The organism is Escherichia sp. E4930, from assembly GCF_005845405.1.
Taxonomy (GTDB): Bacteria; Pseudomonadota; Gammaproteobacteria; order Enterobacterales; family Enterobacteriaceae; genus Escherichia.
Map to the genome: position 1 here is coordinate 1 of NZ_VCDZ01000014.1, position 16,201 is coordinate 16,201.

Genomic DNA, 16,201 nt, shown 5'->3' on the forward strand with positions numbered 1-16,201 from the left:
GCGAGAAAATGCAGACTAACCCACAGAACCAGCAGCGAAGAGAGGCAGCGCGTGAGCGTGTTCAGTCTGCCTCACCTGAGCAGCGCCAGGCGGCCCGCGAGAAAATGCAGACTAGCCCGCAGAATCAACAGCAAAGAGATGCAGCACGTCAGCGTATCCAGTCTGCCTCGCCTGAGCAGCGTCAGGTTGCGCGGGAGAAAATTCAGGAGAGCCGCCCGCAACGTCTGAACGACAATAACCATACTGCCCGATTGAATAATGAGCAACGGTCAGCGGTACGCGAACGGTTGTCTGAGCGTGGAGCAAGGAGACTGGAAAGGTAAATTGCAGGCATAAAAAAAGCGGCGTGGTTAGCCGCTTTTTTAATTGCCGGATGTTCCGGCAAACGAAATTACTTCTTCTTCGCTTTCGGGTTCGGCAGGTCGGTAATACTACCTTCGAACACTTCTGCTGCCAGGCCCACAGACTCGTGCAGAGTCGGGTGCGCGTGGATGGTCAGCGCGATATCTTCAGCGTCACAACCCATTTCGATTGCCAGACCGATTTCGCCCAGCAGCTCGCCGCCGTTGGTACCGACAATCGCACCACCGATCACACGGTGAGATTCTTTGTCGAAAATCAGCTTGGTCATACCGTCTGCACAGTCGGAAGCGATAGCACGACCAGAAGCAGCCCACGGGAAGGTGGCGGTTTCGTAGCTGATGCCTTTCTCTTTCGCTTCTTTCTCAGTCAGACCTACCCATGCAACTTCTGGTTCGGTATAGGCGATGGACGGGATAACTTTCGGATCGAAGTAGTGTTTTTGACCTGCGATAACTTCAGCGGCAACGTGACCTTCGTGAACACCTTTGTGTGCCAGCATCGGCTGACCGACGATATCGCCGATAGCAAAGATGTGCGGCACGTTAGTGCGCAGCTGTTTGTCAACGCGGATGAAACCACGGTCGTCAACTTCCACGCCAGCTTTACCTGCGTCGAGGTTTTTACCGTTCGGCACACGACCAATCGCTACCAGCACGGCGTCGTAACGCTGCGGTTCAGCGGGTGCTTTTTTGCCTTCCATCGTCACATAAATACCGTCTTCTTTCGCTTCAACGGCGGTAACTTTGGTTTCCAGCATCAGGTTGAATTTCTTGCTGATACGCTTGGTAAAGACTTTAACGATGTCTTTGTCAGCTGCCGGGATAACCTGGTCGAACATTTCAACCACGTCAATCTGTGAACCCAGCGCGTGGTAAACGGTACCCATTTCCAGACCGATGATACCGCCACCCATTACCAGCAGGCGTTCTGGTACTTCTTTCAGTTCCAGCGCGTCAGTGGAGTCCCAGATACGCGGATCTTCATGCGGAATAAACGGCAGTTGAATCGGGCGAGAACCCGCTGCAATGATCGCGTTGTCGAAGTTGATCACGGTTTTACCGTTCTCACCTTCAACTTCCAGGGTGTTCGCCCCGGTGAATTTACCCAGACCGTTGACCACTTTGACTTTGCGGCCTTTCGCCATACCAGCCAGACCACCGGTCAGCTGATTGATCACTTTCTCTTTCCAGGTACGAATCTTGTCGATATCGGTTTTCGGTTCGCCGAAGACGATACCGTGTTCAGCCAGCGCTTTGGCTTCTTCGATGACTTTTGCTACGTGCAGCAGTGCTTTAGAAGGGATACAGCCGACGTTCAGGCAAACACCGCCAAGGGTGTTGTAACGTTCTACGATTACGGTTTCCAGACCTAAATCAGCGCAACGGAAGGCAGCGGAGTAACCTGCGGGGCCTGCCCCAAGTACCACGACCTGAGTTTTGATTTCAGTACTCATCATGACCTCTATATATTTATCTCCGGCGGGTCTGACGTTTTTTTTATGACGCCCATTATCCACCGGGTCGTTCTATCCGTCGGTATTTTACAAAATTGTTAACAATTTTTAAACAACAAACGGCAACCGATTTGTCTATTCGCTAATAATCTCAATACATTCATGAGATTACCAGAAAAAAGCCGGCCGTTGGGCCGGCTCTTTTTTTTACATCACCAGACGGCGAATATCAGACAGCGTGTTGTTAATGATGGTAATGAAACGGGCACCATCAGCACCGTCGATCACACGGTGGTCGAAGGAAAGAGAAATCGGCAGCATCAGACGCGGCACGAACTCTTTACCATTCCACACCGGCTCCATCGCGGACTTGGAAACACCGAGGATAGCCACTTCCGGCGCGTTCACAATCGGCGCGAAGTGGGTAGTACCCAGGCCGCCGATGCTGGAGATGGTGAAGCAACCGCCCTGCATTTCGCCCGCAGTCAGCTTACCGTCACGCGCTTTCTTAGAAATAGTCATCAGCTCGCGAGACAGCTCGATGATGCCTTTCTTGTTGACGTCTTTGAATACCGGAACAACCAGACCGTTCGGGGTATCCACCGCCACACCGATGTTGATGTATTTCTTCAGGGTCAGACGCTGACCGTCTTCCGACAGCGAACTGTTGAAGCGAGGCATCTGCTCAAGCGCTGCAGCAACGGCTTTCATGATGAAGACAACTGGGGTGATCTTCACATCCAGCTTACGTTTCGCTGCTTCTTCGTTCTGCTGTTTACGGAACGCTTCCAGCTCGGTGATATCGGTTTTGTCGAAGTGAGTAACATGCGGGATCATCACCCAGTTACGGCTCAGGTTCGCACCAGAGATTTTCTGGATGCGGCCCAGTTCCACTTCTTCGATTTCACCAAACTTGCTGAAGTCCACTTTAGGCCACGGCAGCATGCCCGGGATACCGCCGCCAGTCGCCGCCGGAGCCGCTTCTGCACGTTTGATAGCTTCTTTCACGTAAGCCTGAACGTCTTCGCGCAGGATACGACCTTTACGGCCAGTGCCCTTCACTTTCGCCAGGTTAACGCCAAACTCGCGTGCCAGACGGCGGATCAGCGGAGTCGCGTGAACGTAAGCGTCGTTTTCAGCAAATTCAGATTTGCCTTCCGCTTTCGCAGCCGGAGCTGCTGCCGGGGCTTCAGCTTTTGCTGCCGGAGCCGGGGCTGCCGCTTCCTGTTTCGCAGGAGCTGCCGCAGGCGCTGCGCCTTCAACTTCGAAGATCATAATCAGCGAGCCAGTTTTCACTTTATCGCCAACGTTGACTTTCAGTTCCTTCACGACGCCTGCAAACGGAGCCGGAACTTCCATAGAAGCTTTGTCACCTTCTACGGTGATCAGTGACTGTTCAGCGGCAACTTTGTCGCCCACTTTCACCATCACTTCAGTCACTTCAACTTCGTCACCGCCGATATCCGGAACGTTAACTTCTTTCACGCCAGCCGCTGGTGCAGGGGCCGCTGCCGGAGCCGCTTCCTGTTTAGCTGCCGGAGCTGCCGCGCCTGCTTCACCCGCGACTTCGAAGACCATAATCAGCGAGCCGGTAGACACTTTGTCACCCACGTTCACTTTGATCTCTTTCACGGTGCCAGCAAACGGAGCAGGAACTTCCATAGAAGCCTTGTCGCCTTCTACGGTGATCAGCGACTGTTCAGCTTCAACTTTATCGCCCACTTTCACCAGGATTTCGGTCACTTCAACTTCGTCGCTGCCGATATCCGGAACGTTAACGTCTTTTGCCGCTGCAGCCGCGGGTGCTGCTGCCGGAGCTGCTTCTTTCTTCTCTTCTGCCTGAGCAGGTGCAGCGTCTGCTGCACCGTCGGCGGAATCGAAAATCATAATCAGTGCGCCGGTCTGGGTTTTATCGCCAACAGAGACTTTGATCTCTTTAACGATACCCGCCTGCGGAGACGGAACTTCCATAGAGGCTTTGTCGCCTTCTACGGTGATCAGCGACTGTTCGGCTTCAACTTTGTCGCCCACTTTGACCAGGATCTCGGTGATTTCAACTTCATCAGCCCCGATGTCCGGTACTTTGATTTCGATAGCCATTATTCTTTTACCTCTTACGCCAGACGCGGGTTAACTTTATCTGCATCGATGTTGAATTTGGCGATTGCGTCAGCAACCACTTTCTTATCGATTTCGCCACGTTTAGCCAGTTCGCCCAGCGCCGCTACAACCACGTAGGAAGCATCAACTTCGAAGTGGTGACGCAGGTTCTCACGGCTGTCGGAACGACCGAAGCCATCAGTACCCAGTACGCGGTAGTCGTCAGCCGGTACGTAAGTACGGACCTGCTCAGCGAACAGTTTCATATAGTCGGTAGATGCCACTGCCGGAGCGTCGTTCATCACCTGTGCGATGTACGGAACGCGCGGAGTTTCCAGCGGGTGCAGCATGTTCCAGCGTTCACAATCCTGACCATCACGCGCCAGTTCGGTGAAGGAGGTCACGCTATAAACGTCAGAACCTACGCCGTAATCTTTCGCCAGGATCTCTGCCGCTTCACGGACGTGACGCAGGATAGAACCGGAGCCCAGCAGCTGAACTTTACCTTTGCTGCCTTCAATGGTTTCGAGTTTGTAGATACCTTTACGGATACCTTCCTCAGCGCCTTCCGGCATTGCCGGCATGTGGTAGTTTTCGTTCAGCGTGGTGATGTAGTAGTAAACGTTCTCTTGTTTTTCACCGTACATACGCTCCAGACCGTCATGCATGATGACAGCAACTTCGTAAGCGTAAGCCGGGTCGTAAGAGATACAGTTCGGGATAGTCAGCGACTGAATGTGGCTGTGACCATCTTCGTGCTGCAGACCTTCGCCGTTCAGGGTGGTACGACCGGAAGTACCGCCGATCAGGAAGCCACGCGCTTGCTGGTCGCCAGCCGCCCAGCACAGATCGCCGATACGCTGGAAGCCGAACATCGAGTAATAGATGTAGAACGGAATCATCGGCAGATTGTTGGTGCTGTAAGAGGTCGCCGCTGCCAGCCAGGAACAACCTGCGCCCAGCTCGTTGATCCCTTCCTGCAGAATCTGACCTTTCTCGTCTTCTTTATAGTAAGCAACCTGCTCGCGGTCCTGCGGGGTGTACTGCTGACCGTTCGGGCTGTAAATACCAATCTGACGGAACAGACCTTCCATACCGAAAGTACGCGCTTCGTCGGCGATGATCGGTACCAGACGATCTTTGATCGACTTGTTCTTCAGCATTACGTTCAGGGCACGAACGAAAGCGATTGTGGTGGAGATCTCTTTGCTCTGCTCTTCCAGCAGCGCGCCGAAGTCTTGCAGGCTCGGCAGCTCAAGCTTCTCGGTGAAGTTCGGCTGGCGGCTTGGCAGATAACCGTGCAGTTTCTGACGCTGAGCGTGCAGATAGGTATGCTCTTCAGAACCTTCCGGGAAGGTGATGTACGGCAGTTTTTCGATATCTGCATCAGACACCGGCACATTGAAACGGTCGCGGATGTGACGCACGCCGTCCATATTCATTTTCTTAACCTGGTGCGCGATGTTTTTACCTTCAGCCGCGTCGCCCATGCCGTAACCTTTAATGGTATGAGCAAGGATTACTGTCGCTTTGCCTTTGGTTTCCTGCGCTTTCTTGAATGCAGCGTAGATTTTCTTCGGATCGTGACCACCACGGTTCAGTGCCCAGATCTGCTCGTCAGTCCAGTCTGCAACCAGTGCTGCGGTTTCAGGATATTTACCGAAGAAGTGTTCACGAACGTACGCACCATCTTTCGATTTGAAGGTCTGGTAGTCGCCGTCAACGGTTTCGTTCATCAGCTGGATCAGTTTACCGCTGGTATCTTTACGCAGCAGTTCATCCCAACGGCTACCCCACATCACTTTGATCACGTTCCAGCCAGCACCTTCGAAGATACCTTCCAGTTCGTTGATGATCTTGCCGTTACCGGTGACCGGGCCGTCAAGACGCTGCAGGTTACAGTTGATAACGAAGACCAGGTTATCCAGTTTTTCACGGGTAGCGATGGTGATCGCACCTTTGGATTCCGGTTCGTCCATTTCACCGTCGCCGAGGAACGCGTAAACGGTTTGTTTAGAGGTATCTTTCAGGCCACGGTGTTCCAGATATTTCAGGAATTTAGCCTGGTAAATAGCACCAATCGGACCCAGACCCATAGATACGGTCGGGAACTGCCAGAATTCCGGCATCAGTTTCGGGTGCGGATAGGAAGAGAGGCCATTGCCGTGAACTTCCTGACGGAAGTTATCCAGCTGCTCCTGAGTCAGACGACCTTCCAGGAAAGCACGTGCGTACACGCCCGGGGAGATGTGGCCCTGGAAGTAAACCAGGTCGCCGCCATCCTGCTCGTTACGTGCACGGAAGAAGTGGTTAAAGCACACATCATAAATGGTTGCGGAAGACTGGAAGGACGCCATGTGGCCGCCCAGTTCGAGGTCTTTTTTCGACGCACGCAGAACCGTCATGATGGCGTTCCAGCGGATAGCTGAACGAATACGGCGTTCCAGTTCCAGATTACCCGGATACTCCGGTTGTTCTTCAACGGGGATGGTGTTGATGTAGTTGCTGATACCGGTGCCTGCGGCTACGTTGACACCGCCTTTGCGGGCTTCAGCAAGCAGTTGGTCGATCAGATACTGAGCACGCTCAACACCTTCTTCACGGATGACCGATTCGATCGCCTGGAGCCAGTCGCGAGTTTCGATCGGATCCACGTCATTTGGGAAACGTTCTGACATGGGTTATTCCTTATCTATCTAATAACGTTGAGTTTTCTGGAACCTGTCCCATTGAACTCTCGCCGGAAAGCTCAATAAGACAGGTTCTACGTTTAGTTGCCGCGCTTTTATATGCGCTTGATTTACAACATCTTCTGGATAATTTTTACCAGAAAAATCACTAATTCTTTCGTTGCTCCAGACGGCGCAGAGAACGCTCACGGCGACTCTCTTCACGGCTTCTGTCGAGCAAAATTTCTTCGATAAAGGCCAGATGACGATGCGATGCTTCGCGCGCTTCTTCCGGCTTACCGGCCATAATCGCTTCGAATATGCGGGTGCGGTGACTACTCACCAGCGGCAGCATCTCGCGACGCGAATAGAGCAATTCGAAGTTCTGACGGACATTCTGGGCCAACATCGGCTCCATACACCTTAGCAGATGAAGCAAAACCACATTGTGGGCCGCTTCGGTGACGGCAATCTGATACTGGAGTACGGCGTTTGATTCCGCGTCCAGATCGCCAGACTGCTGCGCCAGTTCTATGGCGTGGTGGAGTTCACGGATGCGTTCCTTGTCTTCATCGGTACTACGCAGCGCGGCGTAATAAGCGGCGATACCTTCCAGGGCGTGTCGTGTTTCGAGCAAGTCATACTGTGATTCAGGATGGTCGGAGAGCAGCTCCACCAGCGGATCGCTGAAGCTTTGCCAGAGGCTGCTCTGAACAAACGTGCCGCCACCCTGGCGACGAAGCAACAAGCCCTTCGCTTCGAGACGTTGAATCGCCTCACGCAATGAGGGACGGGATACATCGAACTGTTTTGCCAGTTCGCGTTCCGGTGGGAGTTTTTCGCCCGGGCGGAGAGTGCCTTCGAGGATCAAAAACTCCAGTTGCTGCTCAATCACATCGGAGAGTTTTGGTTGGCGGATTTTGCTGTAGGCCATGAGTTCCTGTCTTAAGCCACTTGCCGAAGTCAATTGGTCTTACCAATTTCATGTCTGTGACGCTAAAGTAACAAAGTATTCACCTTATGTCCATACAGGTTTTGATTGAAATCATGAAACTGTGCACATTTTAACAACTTGACATATATAACGTTTCAAAGTTGTAACTATGCACAAATGTAGACTTTACGTAAGAAAGGGATTTTTTAACGATTATTAAACTATAAAAATCCGAGTTGAACCGATTCACTTACCAATTTATCGGTTTTTAATTCAAAAATAATGAATTTATATTCATTTTATATATTGAGTGGATTTGAGGCTGATCTTTACAAACGATTCCTTTTTAAGCAACTCATCTTCAACCATGCATAAAGCGGGTGCATTCGCCGCCGCATACCATTATTCTTGATCTGACGGAAGTCTTTTTGTAACAATTCAAACGTCTTTGATGTAAACAAATTAATACAACAAACGGAATTGCAAACTTACACACGCATCATTGCGTAGATCAAAAAAACAATCACCGCACGAGGTTTCATGATGGAAGGTCAACAGCACGGCGAGCAGCTAAAGCGCGGCCTTAAAAACCGCCATATTCAGCTTATCGCGCTGGGTGGCGCGATAGGGACAGGGCTATTCCTGGGTAGCGCCTCCGTAATTCAGTCCGCAGGGCCAGGGATTATCCTGGGTTATGCCATTGCTGGTTTTATCGCCTTTCTGATCATGCGTCAGCTGGGTGAAATGGTGGTCGAAGAACCTGTCGCTGGCTCCTTTAGCCACTTTGCTTATAAATACTGGGGCAGCTTTGCCGGATTCGCTTCTGGCTGGAACTATTGGGTACTGTACGTTTTAGTTGCCATGGCAGAACTTACGGCTGTCGGCAAATACATTCAGTTCTGGTATCCGGAAATCCCCACCTGGGCTTCTGCCGCCGTATTCTTTGTGGTGATTAACGCCATCAACCTGACTAACGTTAAAGTGTTTGGTGAGATGGAGTTCTGGTTTGCCATTATCAAAGTTATCGCGGTGGTAGCGATGATCATCTTCGGCGGCTGGCTGCTGTTCAGCGGCAACGGTGGCCCGCAGGCAAGTGTTAGTAACCTGTGGGATCAGGGTGGCTTCCTGCCGCACGGCTTCACCGGGCTGGTGATGATGATGGCGATTATCATGTTCTCGTTCGGTGGTCTGGAACTGGTGGGGATCACCGCTGCAGAAGCTGATAACCCGGAGCAAAGCATCCCGAAAGCAACTAATCAGGTTATCTACCGCATCCTGATTTTCTACATTGGTTCGTTAGCCGTTCTGCTCTCACTGATGCCGTGGACACGCGTTACCGCTGACACCAGCCCGTTTGTGCTGATCTTCCACGAGTTAGGCGATACCTTTGTGGCAAATGCGCTGAACATCGTGGTACTGACGGCTGCGCTCTCCGTGTACAACAGCTGCGTATATTGCAACAGCCGTATGCTGTTCGGTCTGGCACAACAGGGTAACGCACCGAAAATGCTCGCTTCCGTCGATAAACGCGGCGTACCAGTAAATACCATTCTGGTATCTGCGCTGGTTACGGCATTGTGCGTACTGATTAACTACCTTGCCCCAGAGTCCGCTTTCGGACTGTTAATGGCGCTGGTGGTTTCTGCACTGGTTATTAACTGGGCGATGATTAGCCTGGCACATATGAAGTTCCGTCGCGCTAAGCAAGAACAAGGTGTGGCAACTCGTTTCCCTGCCCTGCTCTATCCGCTGGGTAACTGGATCTGCCTGCTGTTTATGGCGGCGGTACTGGTGATAATGCTGATGACGCCGGGGATGGCGATTTCGGTTTACCTGATCCCGGTATGGCTGGTTGTGTTAGGTATCGGTTATCTGTTCAAAGAGAAAACCGCAAAAGCCGTAAAAGCACATTAATCTCTCTACGCCCTCACCCGTTCTGGGTGAGGGCAGCAATATTTACACCAATGTCCCGTAAATCGTCAGTAGCGCAATCACCACCACAACCACGAACGAGGTTTTCTTCGCCATTGAAACCGCTGCTTTCGGTGTCTCAACCTTATCGACATGCGGTTCACGCGCCAGTGAGAACTGTGCCAGACGCGTTAACACCTGGTATTGCGATGTATGGAAATCGGTCAGTGAAGCAAACCAGGCTGGTAACGCTTTCTCACCGTGACCAATCAAGGCATAAACTACGCCCGCAAGGCGAACTGGCACCCAATCCAGTACATGAAGCACGGCATCAACCCCCGACTGTAAACGATGATGCGGCGTCTGGTAGCGCGCCAGCCAGTATTGCCATGCACGCAAGAATGCATAGCCCATCAGGGTAACGGGTCCCCAGATACCGCCTACAATTAGCCAGAACAGTGGCGCAAGGTAAAAACGAAAGTTAATCCACAGCAGGGCATTTTGCAGTTCACGCAAAAACTCACGCTCATCGCAGCCTGCGGGGACGCCATGAATCATGGTTAACTCGCCAGCCATCGTGGAACGGGCATGGCTGTCGTTACGAGAAGCTGCGGTCAGATAAGCATGATAATGGAGACGAACTTTTCCTGCGCCAATACACAACAAACCAATCAACAGCCACACCACCAGCGTCGGGACGTTGAACAATAGCCCATGCAACGCGCGCAACAGTAAAAAGGTCGCTCCCATCGCGATAATGGTCATTCCTAATGTGCGCCCCAGCGAGAAATGTTTCACCCGACGGAAAAACGCCTCGAGGCGGTGATCAAGCTGCCAGTGCTCGCCCAACTTAAACAGGCGCTCGAAAATTAACACCAGTAAGGTTGTAAACAGCGTCATGTTGTCTCCTTGCTGACCAGGGCGCGAAACCGTGCCCAATCAAAGGCAGGGCCGGGATCGGTTTTACGCTCCGGCGCAATATCACAATGTCCCGTCATATTACTGGCAATGGCTGGATAGCGATGAATCAATGCCCGCGTGACCGCCGCCAATTGCTGATACTGCGCATCGGTATACGCCAGCGTATCAGTGCCTTCCAGCTCAATCCCAATGGAGAAATCATTACAGCGTTCGCGCCCCTGATACATGGAAACACCCGCATGCCAGGCGCGTTTATCGAAAGGAACATACTGGACAATTTCACCATCACGACGAATCAAACAGTGAGCGGAGACGCGCAAATGGGCAATCTCTGCAAAGAAGGGATGTGCCTGCGGATCAATAGTTCCGGTGAATAATGCATCAATCCACGGACCGCCAAACTCGCCTGGCGGCAGGCTAATATTGTGCACCACCAGCAAGGTGGGAGTTTCGTCATCCGGGCGACAATCGTAATGTGGTGAGGGAACGCGGCGCGCGCCGACCAGCCACCCCTGTTCTAACAACATGCAGGATCTCCTTATATGTGGTGCTAATACCCGGTTCAGAGTAGCATGTTTCTACCTTATGATTCGTTAGCTATCTGGAGTTTTAACATGCCGCCTCGCCGCTATAACCCTGACACCCGACGTGACGAGCTGCTGGAACGCATTAATCTCGATATCCCCGGCGCGGTGGCCCAGGCGCTGCGAGAAGATTTAGGCGGAACAGTCGATGCCAACAACGACATTACGGCAAAACTTTTACCGGAAAATTCACGCTCTCATGCCACGGTGATCACCCGCGAAGAGGGCGTATTTTGTGGTAAACGCTGGGTTGAAGAAGTGTTTATTCAACTGGCAGGCGACGATGTCACCATTACCTGGCATGTGGATGACGGTGATGTCATTAACGCCAATCAACTCCTTTTCGAACTCGAAGGCCCATCTCGCGTGCTGTTAACCGGCGAACGTACTGCGCTTAATTTTGTACAAACTCTTTCTGGCGTAGCCAGTAAGGTTCGCCACTATGTTGAGTTGCTGGAAGGCACCGATACGCAGTTGCTGGATACGCGAAAAACCTTACCCGGCCTGCGTTCTGCCCTGAAATACGCGGTACTTTGCGGCGGCGGGGCTAACCATCGTCTGGGGCTTTCTGACGCCTTCCTGATCAAAGAAAACCATATTATTGCCTCCGGCTCAGTGCGCCAGGCGGTCGAAAAAGCATCCTGGCTGCACCCGGATGCGCCAGTAGAAGTTGAAGTCGAGAATCTGGAAGAACTTGATGAAGCACTGAAAGCAGGTGCCGATATCATCATGCTGGATAACTTCGACACAGAACAGATGCGCAAAGCCGTTAAACGCACCAACGGCAAGGCGCTACTGGAAGTGTCTGGCAACGTCACCGACAAAACGCTGCGCGAGTTTGCTGAAACGGGCGTGGACTTTATCTCCGTCGGTGCGCTAACTAAACACGTACAGGCGCTCGATCTCTCAATGCGTTTTCGCTAATTGCTGACAGATTTATCCGCTCCATCGCGGGCGGATATTCTTCCCTTCCCTCCTTTCTTCGTAACGCCTCGCAAATTTTCTGTCTTTTGCTGCAACGTAATAAAAAACCTCTGAAGCCGCCTTCCCGTTTCGTTTTTTGCCCCTCGCCTGTGCTGATGGCGTTTGCCAAAGTAGCGCCAACCAAATCAAGGAGCGAAACAGATGGACAAGCAACGCGGTTTTACACTTATCGAACTGATGGTGGTTATTGGCATCATTGCCATTTTAAGCGCCATTGGTATTCCCGCTTATCAAAACTACCTGCGCAAAGCCGCACTTACCGACATGCTACAAACCTTTGTGCCTTACCGTACCGCCGTAGAATTGTGCGCGCTGGAACATGGCGGACTGGACACTTGCGACGGCGGCAGCAATGGCATCCCCTCGCCTACCACCACCCGCTATGTTTCAGCCATGAGTGTGGCAAAGGGCGTGGTGTCGCTGACCGGGCAAGAGAGTCTCAATGGGCTAAGCATCGTTATGACACCCGGTTGGGATAACGCTAACGGTGTCACCGGCTGGACGCGCAACTGCAATATTCAAAGTGACAGCGCATTGCAGCAAGCCTGCGAAGATGTCTTCCGCTTTGATGACGCCAACTAAGGAGCGGCGATGAATATTTCACAGCTCACCGCCCTGTGTTTGCGTTACCAGGGGGTCTTACTGGATGCCAGCGAAGAAGTGGTTCATGTTGCGGTGGTCGATGCCCCCTCACATGAGTTGCTGGACGCATTGCATTTCGCTACCACCAAACGTATTGAGATCACCTGCTGGACGCGCCAACAGATGGAAGGTCACGCCAGTCGCAAACAACAGACATTGCCCGTCGCCGTTCAGGAGAAACATCAGCCTAAAGCAGAATTGCTGGCTCATACGTTGCAATCTGCACTGGAACAACGCGCATCAGATATTCATATCGAACCAGCGGACAATAGCTATCACATCCGCTTGCGTATCGACGGCGTTCTGCATCCTTTACCTGATGTTTCACTGGATGCCGGAGTCGCTTTAACCGCCAGGTTAAAAGTGCTGGGAAGCCTGGATATTGCGGAACATCGCCTGCCGCAGGACGGGCAATTCGCTGTCGAACTGGCAGGGAACGCCGTCTCATTTCGTATTGCTACCTTGCCATGTCGCGGCGGTGAAAAGGTGGTATTACGGTTGTTACAGCAGGTGGACCAGGCGCTGGATGTCAACACGCTGGGAATGCAACCATCACAACTGACGGACTTTACCCACGCCTTGCAGCAACCACAAGGACTGGTGCTGGTAACTGGCCCTACCGGCAGCGGCAAAACAGTCACGCTGTATAGCGCACTGCAAACGCTGAATACCGCCGATATTAATATTTGCAGCGTGGAAGATCCGGTTGAGATCCCCATCGCTGGGCTAAACCAGACACAAATCCATCCGCGTGCCGGACTCACCTTTCAGGGCGTTTTGCGTGCGTTATTGCGCCAGGATCCTGACGTCATCATGATCGGAGAGATCCGCGATGGCGAAACGGCAGAAATTGCCATTAAAGCCGCGCAAACGGGTCATCTGGTATTGTCCACGCTACACACCAACTCCACCTGCGAAACGCTGGTGCGTTTACAGCAAATGGGCGTTGCTCGCTGGATGCTCTCGTCGGCCCTCACTCTGGTAATAGCCCAGCGCCTGGTACGTAAACTTTGTCCGCATTGCCGCCAGCGGCAAGAGGAACCGATCCGCCTTCCGGACAATGTATGGTCATCTCCGCTGTCCCGCTGGCAGGCACCGGGTTGTGAACATTGCTACCACGGTTTTTATGGTCGTACCGCCTTGTTTGAAGTCCTGCCCATTACACCAGCCATACGCCAGCTTATTTCCTCTAATACTGAAGTTGAATCGCTGGAAACGCACGCCAGGCGGACAGGTATGCGCACACTTTTTGAAAACGGCTGCCTGGCCGTGGAACAAGGCTTAACCACCTTTGAAGAGTTAATCCGCGTGCTGGGGATGCCACATGGCGAATAAGCAACTCTGGCGATGGCATGGCATAACCGGCGACGGCAATGCGCAAGATGGGATGCAATGGTCAGAGAGCCGTGCTTTGCTACTTTTGGCTCTACAGCAGCAAAGGGTTACCCCACTAAGCCTGAAGCGAATCGCCATCAATTCTGCGCATTGGCGAGGAGATAAAAGCGCGGAAGTCATTCATCAATTGGCGACGTTACTCAAAGCCGGGTTAACGCTTTCTGAAGGGCTGGCACTGCTGGCGGAACAGCATCCAAGTAAGCAATGGCAGGCATTGTTGCAATCGCTGGCGCACGATCTCGAACAGGGCGTGGCCTTTTCTAGTGCCTTATCGCCCTGGTCAGAGGTTTTTCCGCCGCTTTACCAGTCGATGATCCGCACGGGGGAAGTGACCGGTAAGCTGGATGAATGCTGCTTTGAACTGGCGCGTCAGCAAAAAGCCCAGCGCCAGTTGGCCGACAAAGTGAAATCAGCGTTGCGTTATCCCATCATCATTTTAGCGATGGCAATCATGGTGGTTGTGGCAATGCTGCATTTTGTTCTGCCGGAGTTTGCCGCTATCTATAAGACCTTCAACACCCCACTACCGGCGCTAACGCAGGGGATCATGACGCTGGCAGACTTTAGTGGCAAATGGGGCTGGCTGCTGATAGTGCTCGGCTTTCTGCTGGCGATAGCCAACAAACTGCTGATGCGTCGCCCTACCTGGCTTATTGCGCGGCAGAAATGGTTATTACGCATCCCGATAATGGGAGCCCTGATGCGGGGACAAAAACTCACGCAGATCTTTACGATTCTGGCGCTGACACAAAGTGCAGGGATTACTTTTTTGCAGGGAGTGGAGAGCGTCAGGGAGACGATGCGCTGCCCGTACTGGGCGCAACTTCTGACACAAATTCAGCATGATATCAGTAATGGTCATCCCATCTGGCTGGCGCTAAAAAATGCCGGGGAGTTTAGCCCGCTCTGTTTGCAGTTAGTGAGGACAGGAGAGACATCCGGGTCGCTGGATATCATGCTGGAGAATCTTGCCCATCATCATCGGGATAACACGCTGGCGCTGGCAGATAACCTTGCCGCCTTACTGGAACCGGCGTTGCTGGTCATTACTGGAGGAATTATCGGTACGTTGGTGGTGGCAATGTATCTGCCAATTTTCCATCTGGGCGATGCGATGAGTGGGGTGGGATAATGCTGGCGTGTTGCTCCACGCCAGCATTGGGAGATTACAGATTATTGAAGATGCGGTTTTCTTGTTCCAGTACGCGGATAAACGTGGTGCGTTTGGTCAGCTCTTTCAGGCGTGAAGCCCCAACGTAAGTGCAGGCTGAACGCAGACCGCCTAAAATATCACGCGCGGTATTTTCAACCGGACCGCGCAGAGGAAGCTTAACGGTTTTACCTTCTGCAGCGCGATATTCCGCAACGCCGCCAACGTGACGTTTCATCGCAGACTCGGAGCTCATACCGTAGAACAGCATAAATTTCTCGCCGTTCTCTTCAACAATACGGCCGCCGCTCTCTTCGTGACCCGCCAGCATTCCGCCAAGCATTACGAAATCGGCACCGCCACCAAAAGCTTTAGCCACATCGCCCGGTGTGGTACAGCCGCCATCGCTGACGATCATCCCGCCCAGACCGTGCGCGGCATCGGCGCATTCGATCACCGCAGAAAGCTGCGGATAACCGACGCCCGTTTTCACGCGAGTTGTACAAACAGAGCCAGGACCAATGCCAACTTTAACGATATCGGCACCGGAGAGGATAAGCTCCTCACACATTTCGCCAGTTACCACATTGCCTGCACAAATAGTTTTGGTCGGCCACGCTTCACGCGCCTTCGCAACAAACTGCACGAAGTGCTCAGAATATCCATTCGCAACATCAATACAAACGAAGTTTAATGCCGGGTTCAGGTCGAGAATTTGTTTAGTTTTTTCGAAATCGGCATCCGACGTGCCGGTAGAAACCATCACATGTTTCAGCACATCAGCAGAAGAATTGTTGATAAACGCTTGCCACTCTTCAACAGAGTAATGTTTATGTACAGCGGTCAAAATATCGAAAGAAGCCAGTGCCGTAGCCATACTAAAAGTGCCTACGGTGTCCATATTTGCGGCGATAATCGGCACGCCGGACCAGCTTTGACCTGAATGTTTGAAGGTGAATTGACGTTCCAGTTCAACATCGGAACGGCTTTTAAGAGTAGAGCGTTTAGGGCGGATGAGGACGTCTTTAAAACCTAACTTCAGATCTTCTTCGATACGCATGTGCAGATTCCTGGGGTTAATGGCTATAAGGGTAA

The 16,201-nt window shown here is 52.3% G+C and carries 12 protein-coding genes and 1 pseudogene; 6 read left to right on the top strand and 7 right to left on the bottom strand.

Annotated elements, in window-relative coordinates:
* Positions 1-323: pseudogene (locus tag FFT88_RS15585) on the top strand (DUF3300 domain-containing protein); the annotation flags it as partial.
* Between the two features lie 68 nt (positions 324-391).
* Here FFT88_RS15585 and lpdA read toward each other — a convergent pair.
* The 4 genes from lpdA to pdhR all read right to left on the bottom strand — a co-directional run bounded on the left by lpdA (position 392) and on the right by pdhR (position 7,519).
* A complete protein-coding gene (lpdA, locus tag FFT88_RS15590) occupies positions 392-1,816 on the bottom strand; it encodes a dihydrolipoyl dehydrogenase (protein WP_130205068.1) in 1,425 nt (474 codons plus the stop codon).
* 207 nt (positions 1,817-2,023) lie between these two features.
* The gene (gene aceF / locus FFT88_RS15595) at positions 2,024-3,916 is read right to left on the bottom strand and encodes a pyruvate dehydrogenase complex dihydrolipoyllysine-residue acetyltransferase (protein WP_000963518.1); all 1,893 of its coding nucleotides are present in this window, start codon (positions 3,914-3,916) and stop codon (positions 2,024-2,026) included.
* 14 nt (positions 3,917-3,930) lie between these two features.
* Complete coding sequence (aceE, locus tag FFT88_RS15600; protein WP_000003820.1) at positions 3,931-6,594, bottom strand: pyruvate dehydrogenase (acetyl-transferring), homodimeric type; 2,664 nt, start codon at positions 6,592-6,594, stop codon at positions 3,931-3,933.
* A 160-nt stretch (positions 6,595-6,754) separates the two neighbouring features.
* Positions 6,755-7,519 carry a pyruvate dehydrogenase complex transcriptional repressor PdhR gene (gene pdhR, locus FFT88_RS15605; protein ID WP_000331776.1) on the bottom strand — a complete coding sequence of 255 codons (765 nt, stop codon included), beginning with the start codon at positions 7,517-7,519 and terminating at the stop codon, positions 6,755-6,757.
* Positions 7,520-8,059: 540 nt separating this feature from the next.
* Here pdhR and aroP point away from each other — a divergent pair.
* Positions 8,060-9,433 carry an aromatic amino acid transporter AroP gene (aroP, locus tag FFT88_RS15610; protein WP_165383443.1) on the top strand — a complete coding sequence of 458 codons (1,374 nt, stop codon included), beginning with the start codon at positions 8,060-8,062 and terminating at the stop codon, positions 9,431-9,433.
* A 42-nt stretch (positions 9,434-9,475) separates the two neighbouring features.
* Here aroP and ampE read toward each other — a convergent pair whose 3' ends face one another.
* Together ampE and ampD are read right to left on the bottom strand one after the other, a co-directional pair.
* Positions 9,476-10,330: a beta-lactamase regulator AmpE gene (ampE, locus tag FFT88_RS15615; protein ID WP_130217388.1), complete on the bottom strand. Its 855-nt coding sequence runs from the start codon at positions 10,328-10,330 to the stop codon at positions 9,476-9,478.
* Positions 10,327-10,878, bottom strand: a complete 552-nt coding sequence (gene ampD / locus FFT88_RS15620; protein WP_130221625.1) for a 1,6-anhydro-N-acetylmuramyl-L-alanine amidase AmpD — start codon at positions 10,876-10,878, stop codon at positions 10,327-10,329. The genes ampE and ampD overlap by 4 nt, the downstream gene beginning before the upstream one ends.
* A gap of 87 nt (positions 10,879-10,965) precedes the next feature.
* On the opposite strand from ampD, the gene nadC reads away from it, so the two are divergent.
* The 4 genes from nadC to hofC all read left to right on the top strand — a co-directional run bounded on the left by nadC (position 10,966) and on the right by hofC (position 15,088).
* A complete protein-coding gene (gene nadC, locus FFT88_RS15625; RefSeq protein ID WP_130204942.1) occupies positions 10,966-11,859 on the top strand; it encodes a carboxylating nicotinate-nucleotide diphosphorylase in 894 nt (297 codons plus the stop codon).
* A 201-nt stretch (positions 11,860-12,060) separates the two neighbouring features.
* Positions 12,061-12,501, top strand: a complete 441-nt coding sequence (gene ppdD / locus FFT88_RS15630; protein WP_130204940.1) for a prepilin peptidase-dependent pilin — start codon at positions 12,061-12,063, stop codon at positions 12,499-12,501.
* A gap of 9 nt (positions 12,502-12,510) precedes the next feature.
* Positions 12,511-13,896 (top strand): type II secretion system protein GspE, encoded by a 1,386-nt coding sequence (gspE, locus tag FFT88_RS15635; protein WP_135404082.1) that lies wholly within the window; start codon positions 12,511-12,513, stop codon positions 13,894-13,896.
* Positions 13,886-15,088 carry a protein transport protein HofC gene (gene hofC / locus FFT88_RS15640; protein ID WP_135404081.1) on the top strand — a complete coding sequence of 401 codons (1,203 nt, stop codon included), beginning with the start codon at positions 13,886-13,888 and terminating at the stop codon, positions 15,086-15,088. Before gspE ends, hofC begins: the two co-directional genes overlap by 11 nt.
* Before the next feature lie 34 nt (positions 15,089-15,122).
* Here the strand turns inward: hofC and guaC are convergent, their stop codons facing one another.
* The gene (guaC, locus tag FFT88_RS15645; protein ID WP_130204936.1) at positions 15,123-16,166 is read right to left on the bottom strand and encodes a GMP reductase; all 1,044 of its coding nucleotides are present in this window, start codon (positions 16,164-16,166) and stop codon (positions 15,123-15,125) included.
* Positions 16,167-16,201 lie beyond the last annotated feature (35 nt).

Excerpts from the sequence above, each read along its gene's own strand:
- aroP (WP_165383443.1), top strand. The coding sequence starts at position 8,060 with ATGATGGAAGGTCAACAGCACGGCGAGCAGCTAAAGCGCGGCCTTAAA.
- nadC (WP_130204942.1), top strand. The coding sequence starts at position 10,966 with ATGCCGCCTCGCCGCTATAACCCTGACACCCGACGTGACGAGCTGCTG.
- aceF (WP_000963518.1), bottom strand. The coding sequence starts at position 3,916 with ATGGCTATCGAAATCAAAGTACCGGACATCGGGGCTGATGAAGTTGAA.
- ppdD (WP_130204940.1), top strand. The coding sequence starts at position 12,061 with ATGGACAAGCAACGCGGTTTTACACTTATCGAACTGATGGTGGTTATT.
- aceE (WP_000003820.1), bottom strand. The coding sequence starts at position 6,594 with ATGTCAGAACGTTTCCCAAATGACGTGGATCCGATCGAAACTCGCGAC.
- gspE (WP_135404082.1), top strand. The coding sequence starts at position 12,511 with ATGAATATTTCACAGCTCACCGCCCTGTGTTTGCGTTACCAGGGGGTC.
- hofC (WP_135404081.1), top strand. The coding sequence starts at position 13,886 with ATGGCGAATAAGCAACTCTGGCGATGGCATGGCATAACCGGCGACGGC.
- guaC (WP_130204936.1), bottom strand. The coding sequence starts at position 16,166 with ATGCGTATCGAAGAAGATCTGAAGTTAGGTTTTAAAGACGTCCTCATC.
- pdhR (WP_000331776.1), bottom strand. The coding sequence starts at position 7,519 with ATGGCCTACAGCAAAATCCGCCAACCAAAACTCTCCGATGTGATTGAG.
- lpdA (WP_130205068.1), bottom strand. The coding sequence starts at position 1,816 with ATGAGTACTGAAATCAAAACTCAGGTCGTGGTACTTGGGGCAGGCCCC.
- ampE (WP_130217388.1), bottom strand. The coding sequence starts at position 10,330 with ATGACGCTGTTTACAACCTTACTGGTGTTAATTTTCGAGCGCCTGTTT.
- ampD (WP_130221625.1), bottom strand. The coding sequence starts at position 10,878 with ATGTTGTTAGAACAGGGGTGGCTGGTCGGCGCGCGCCGCGTTCCCTCA.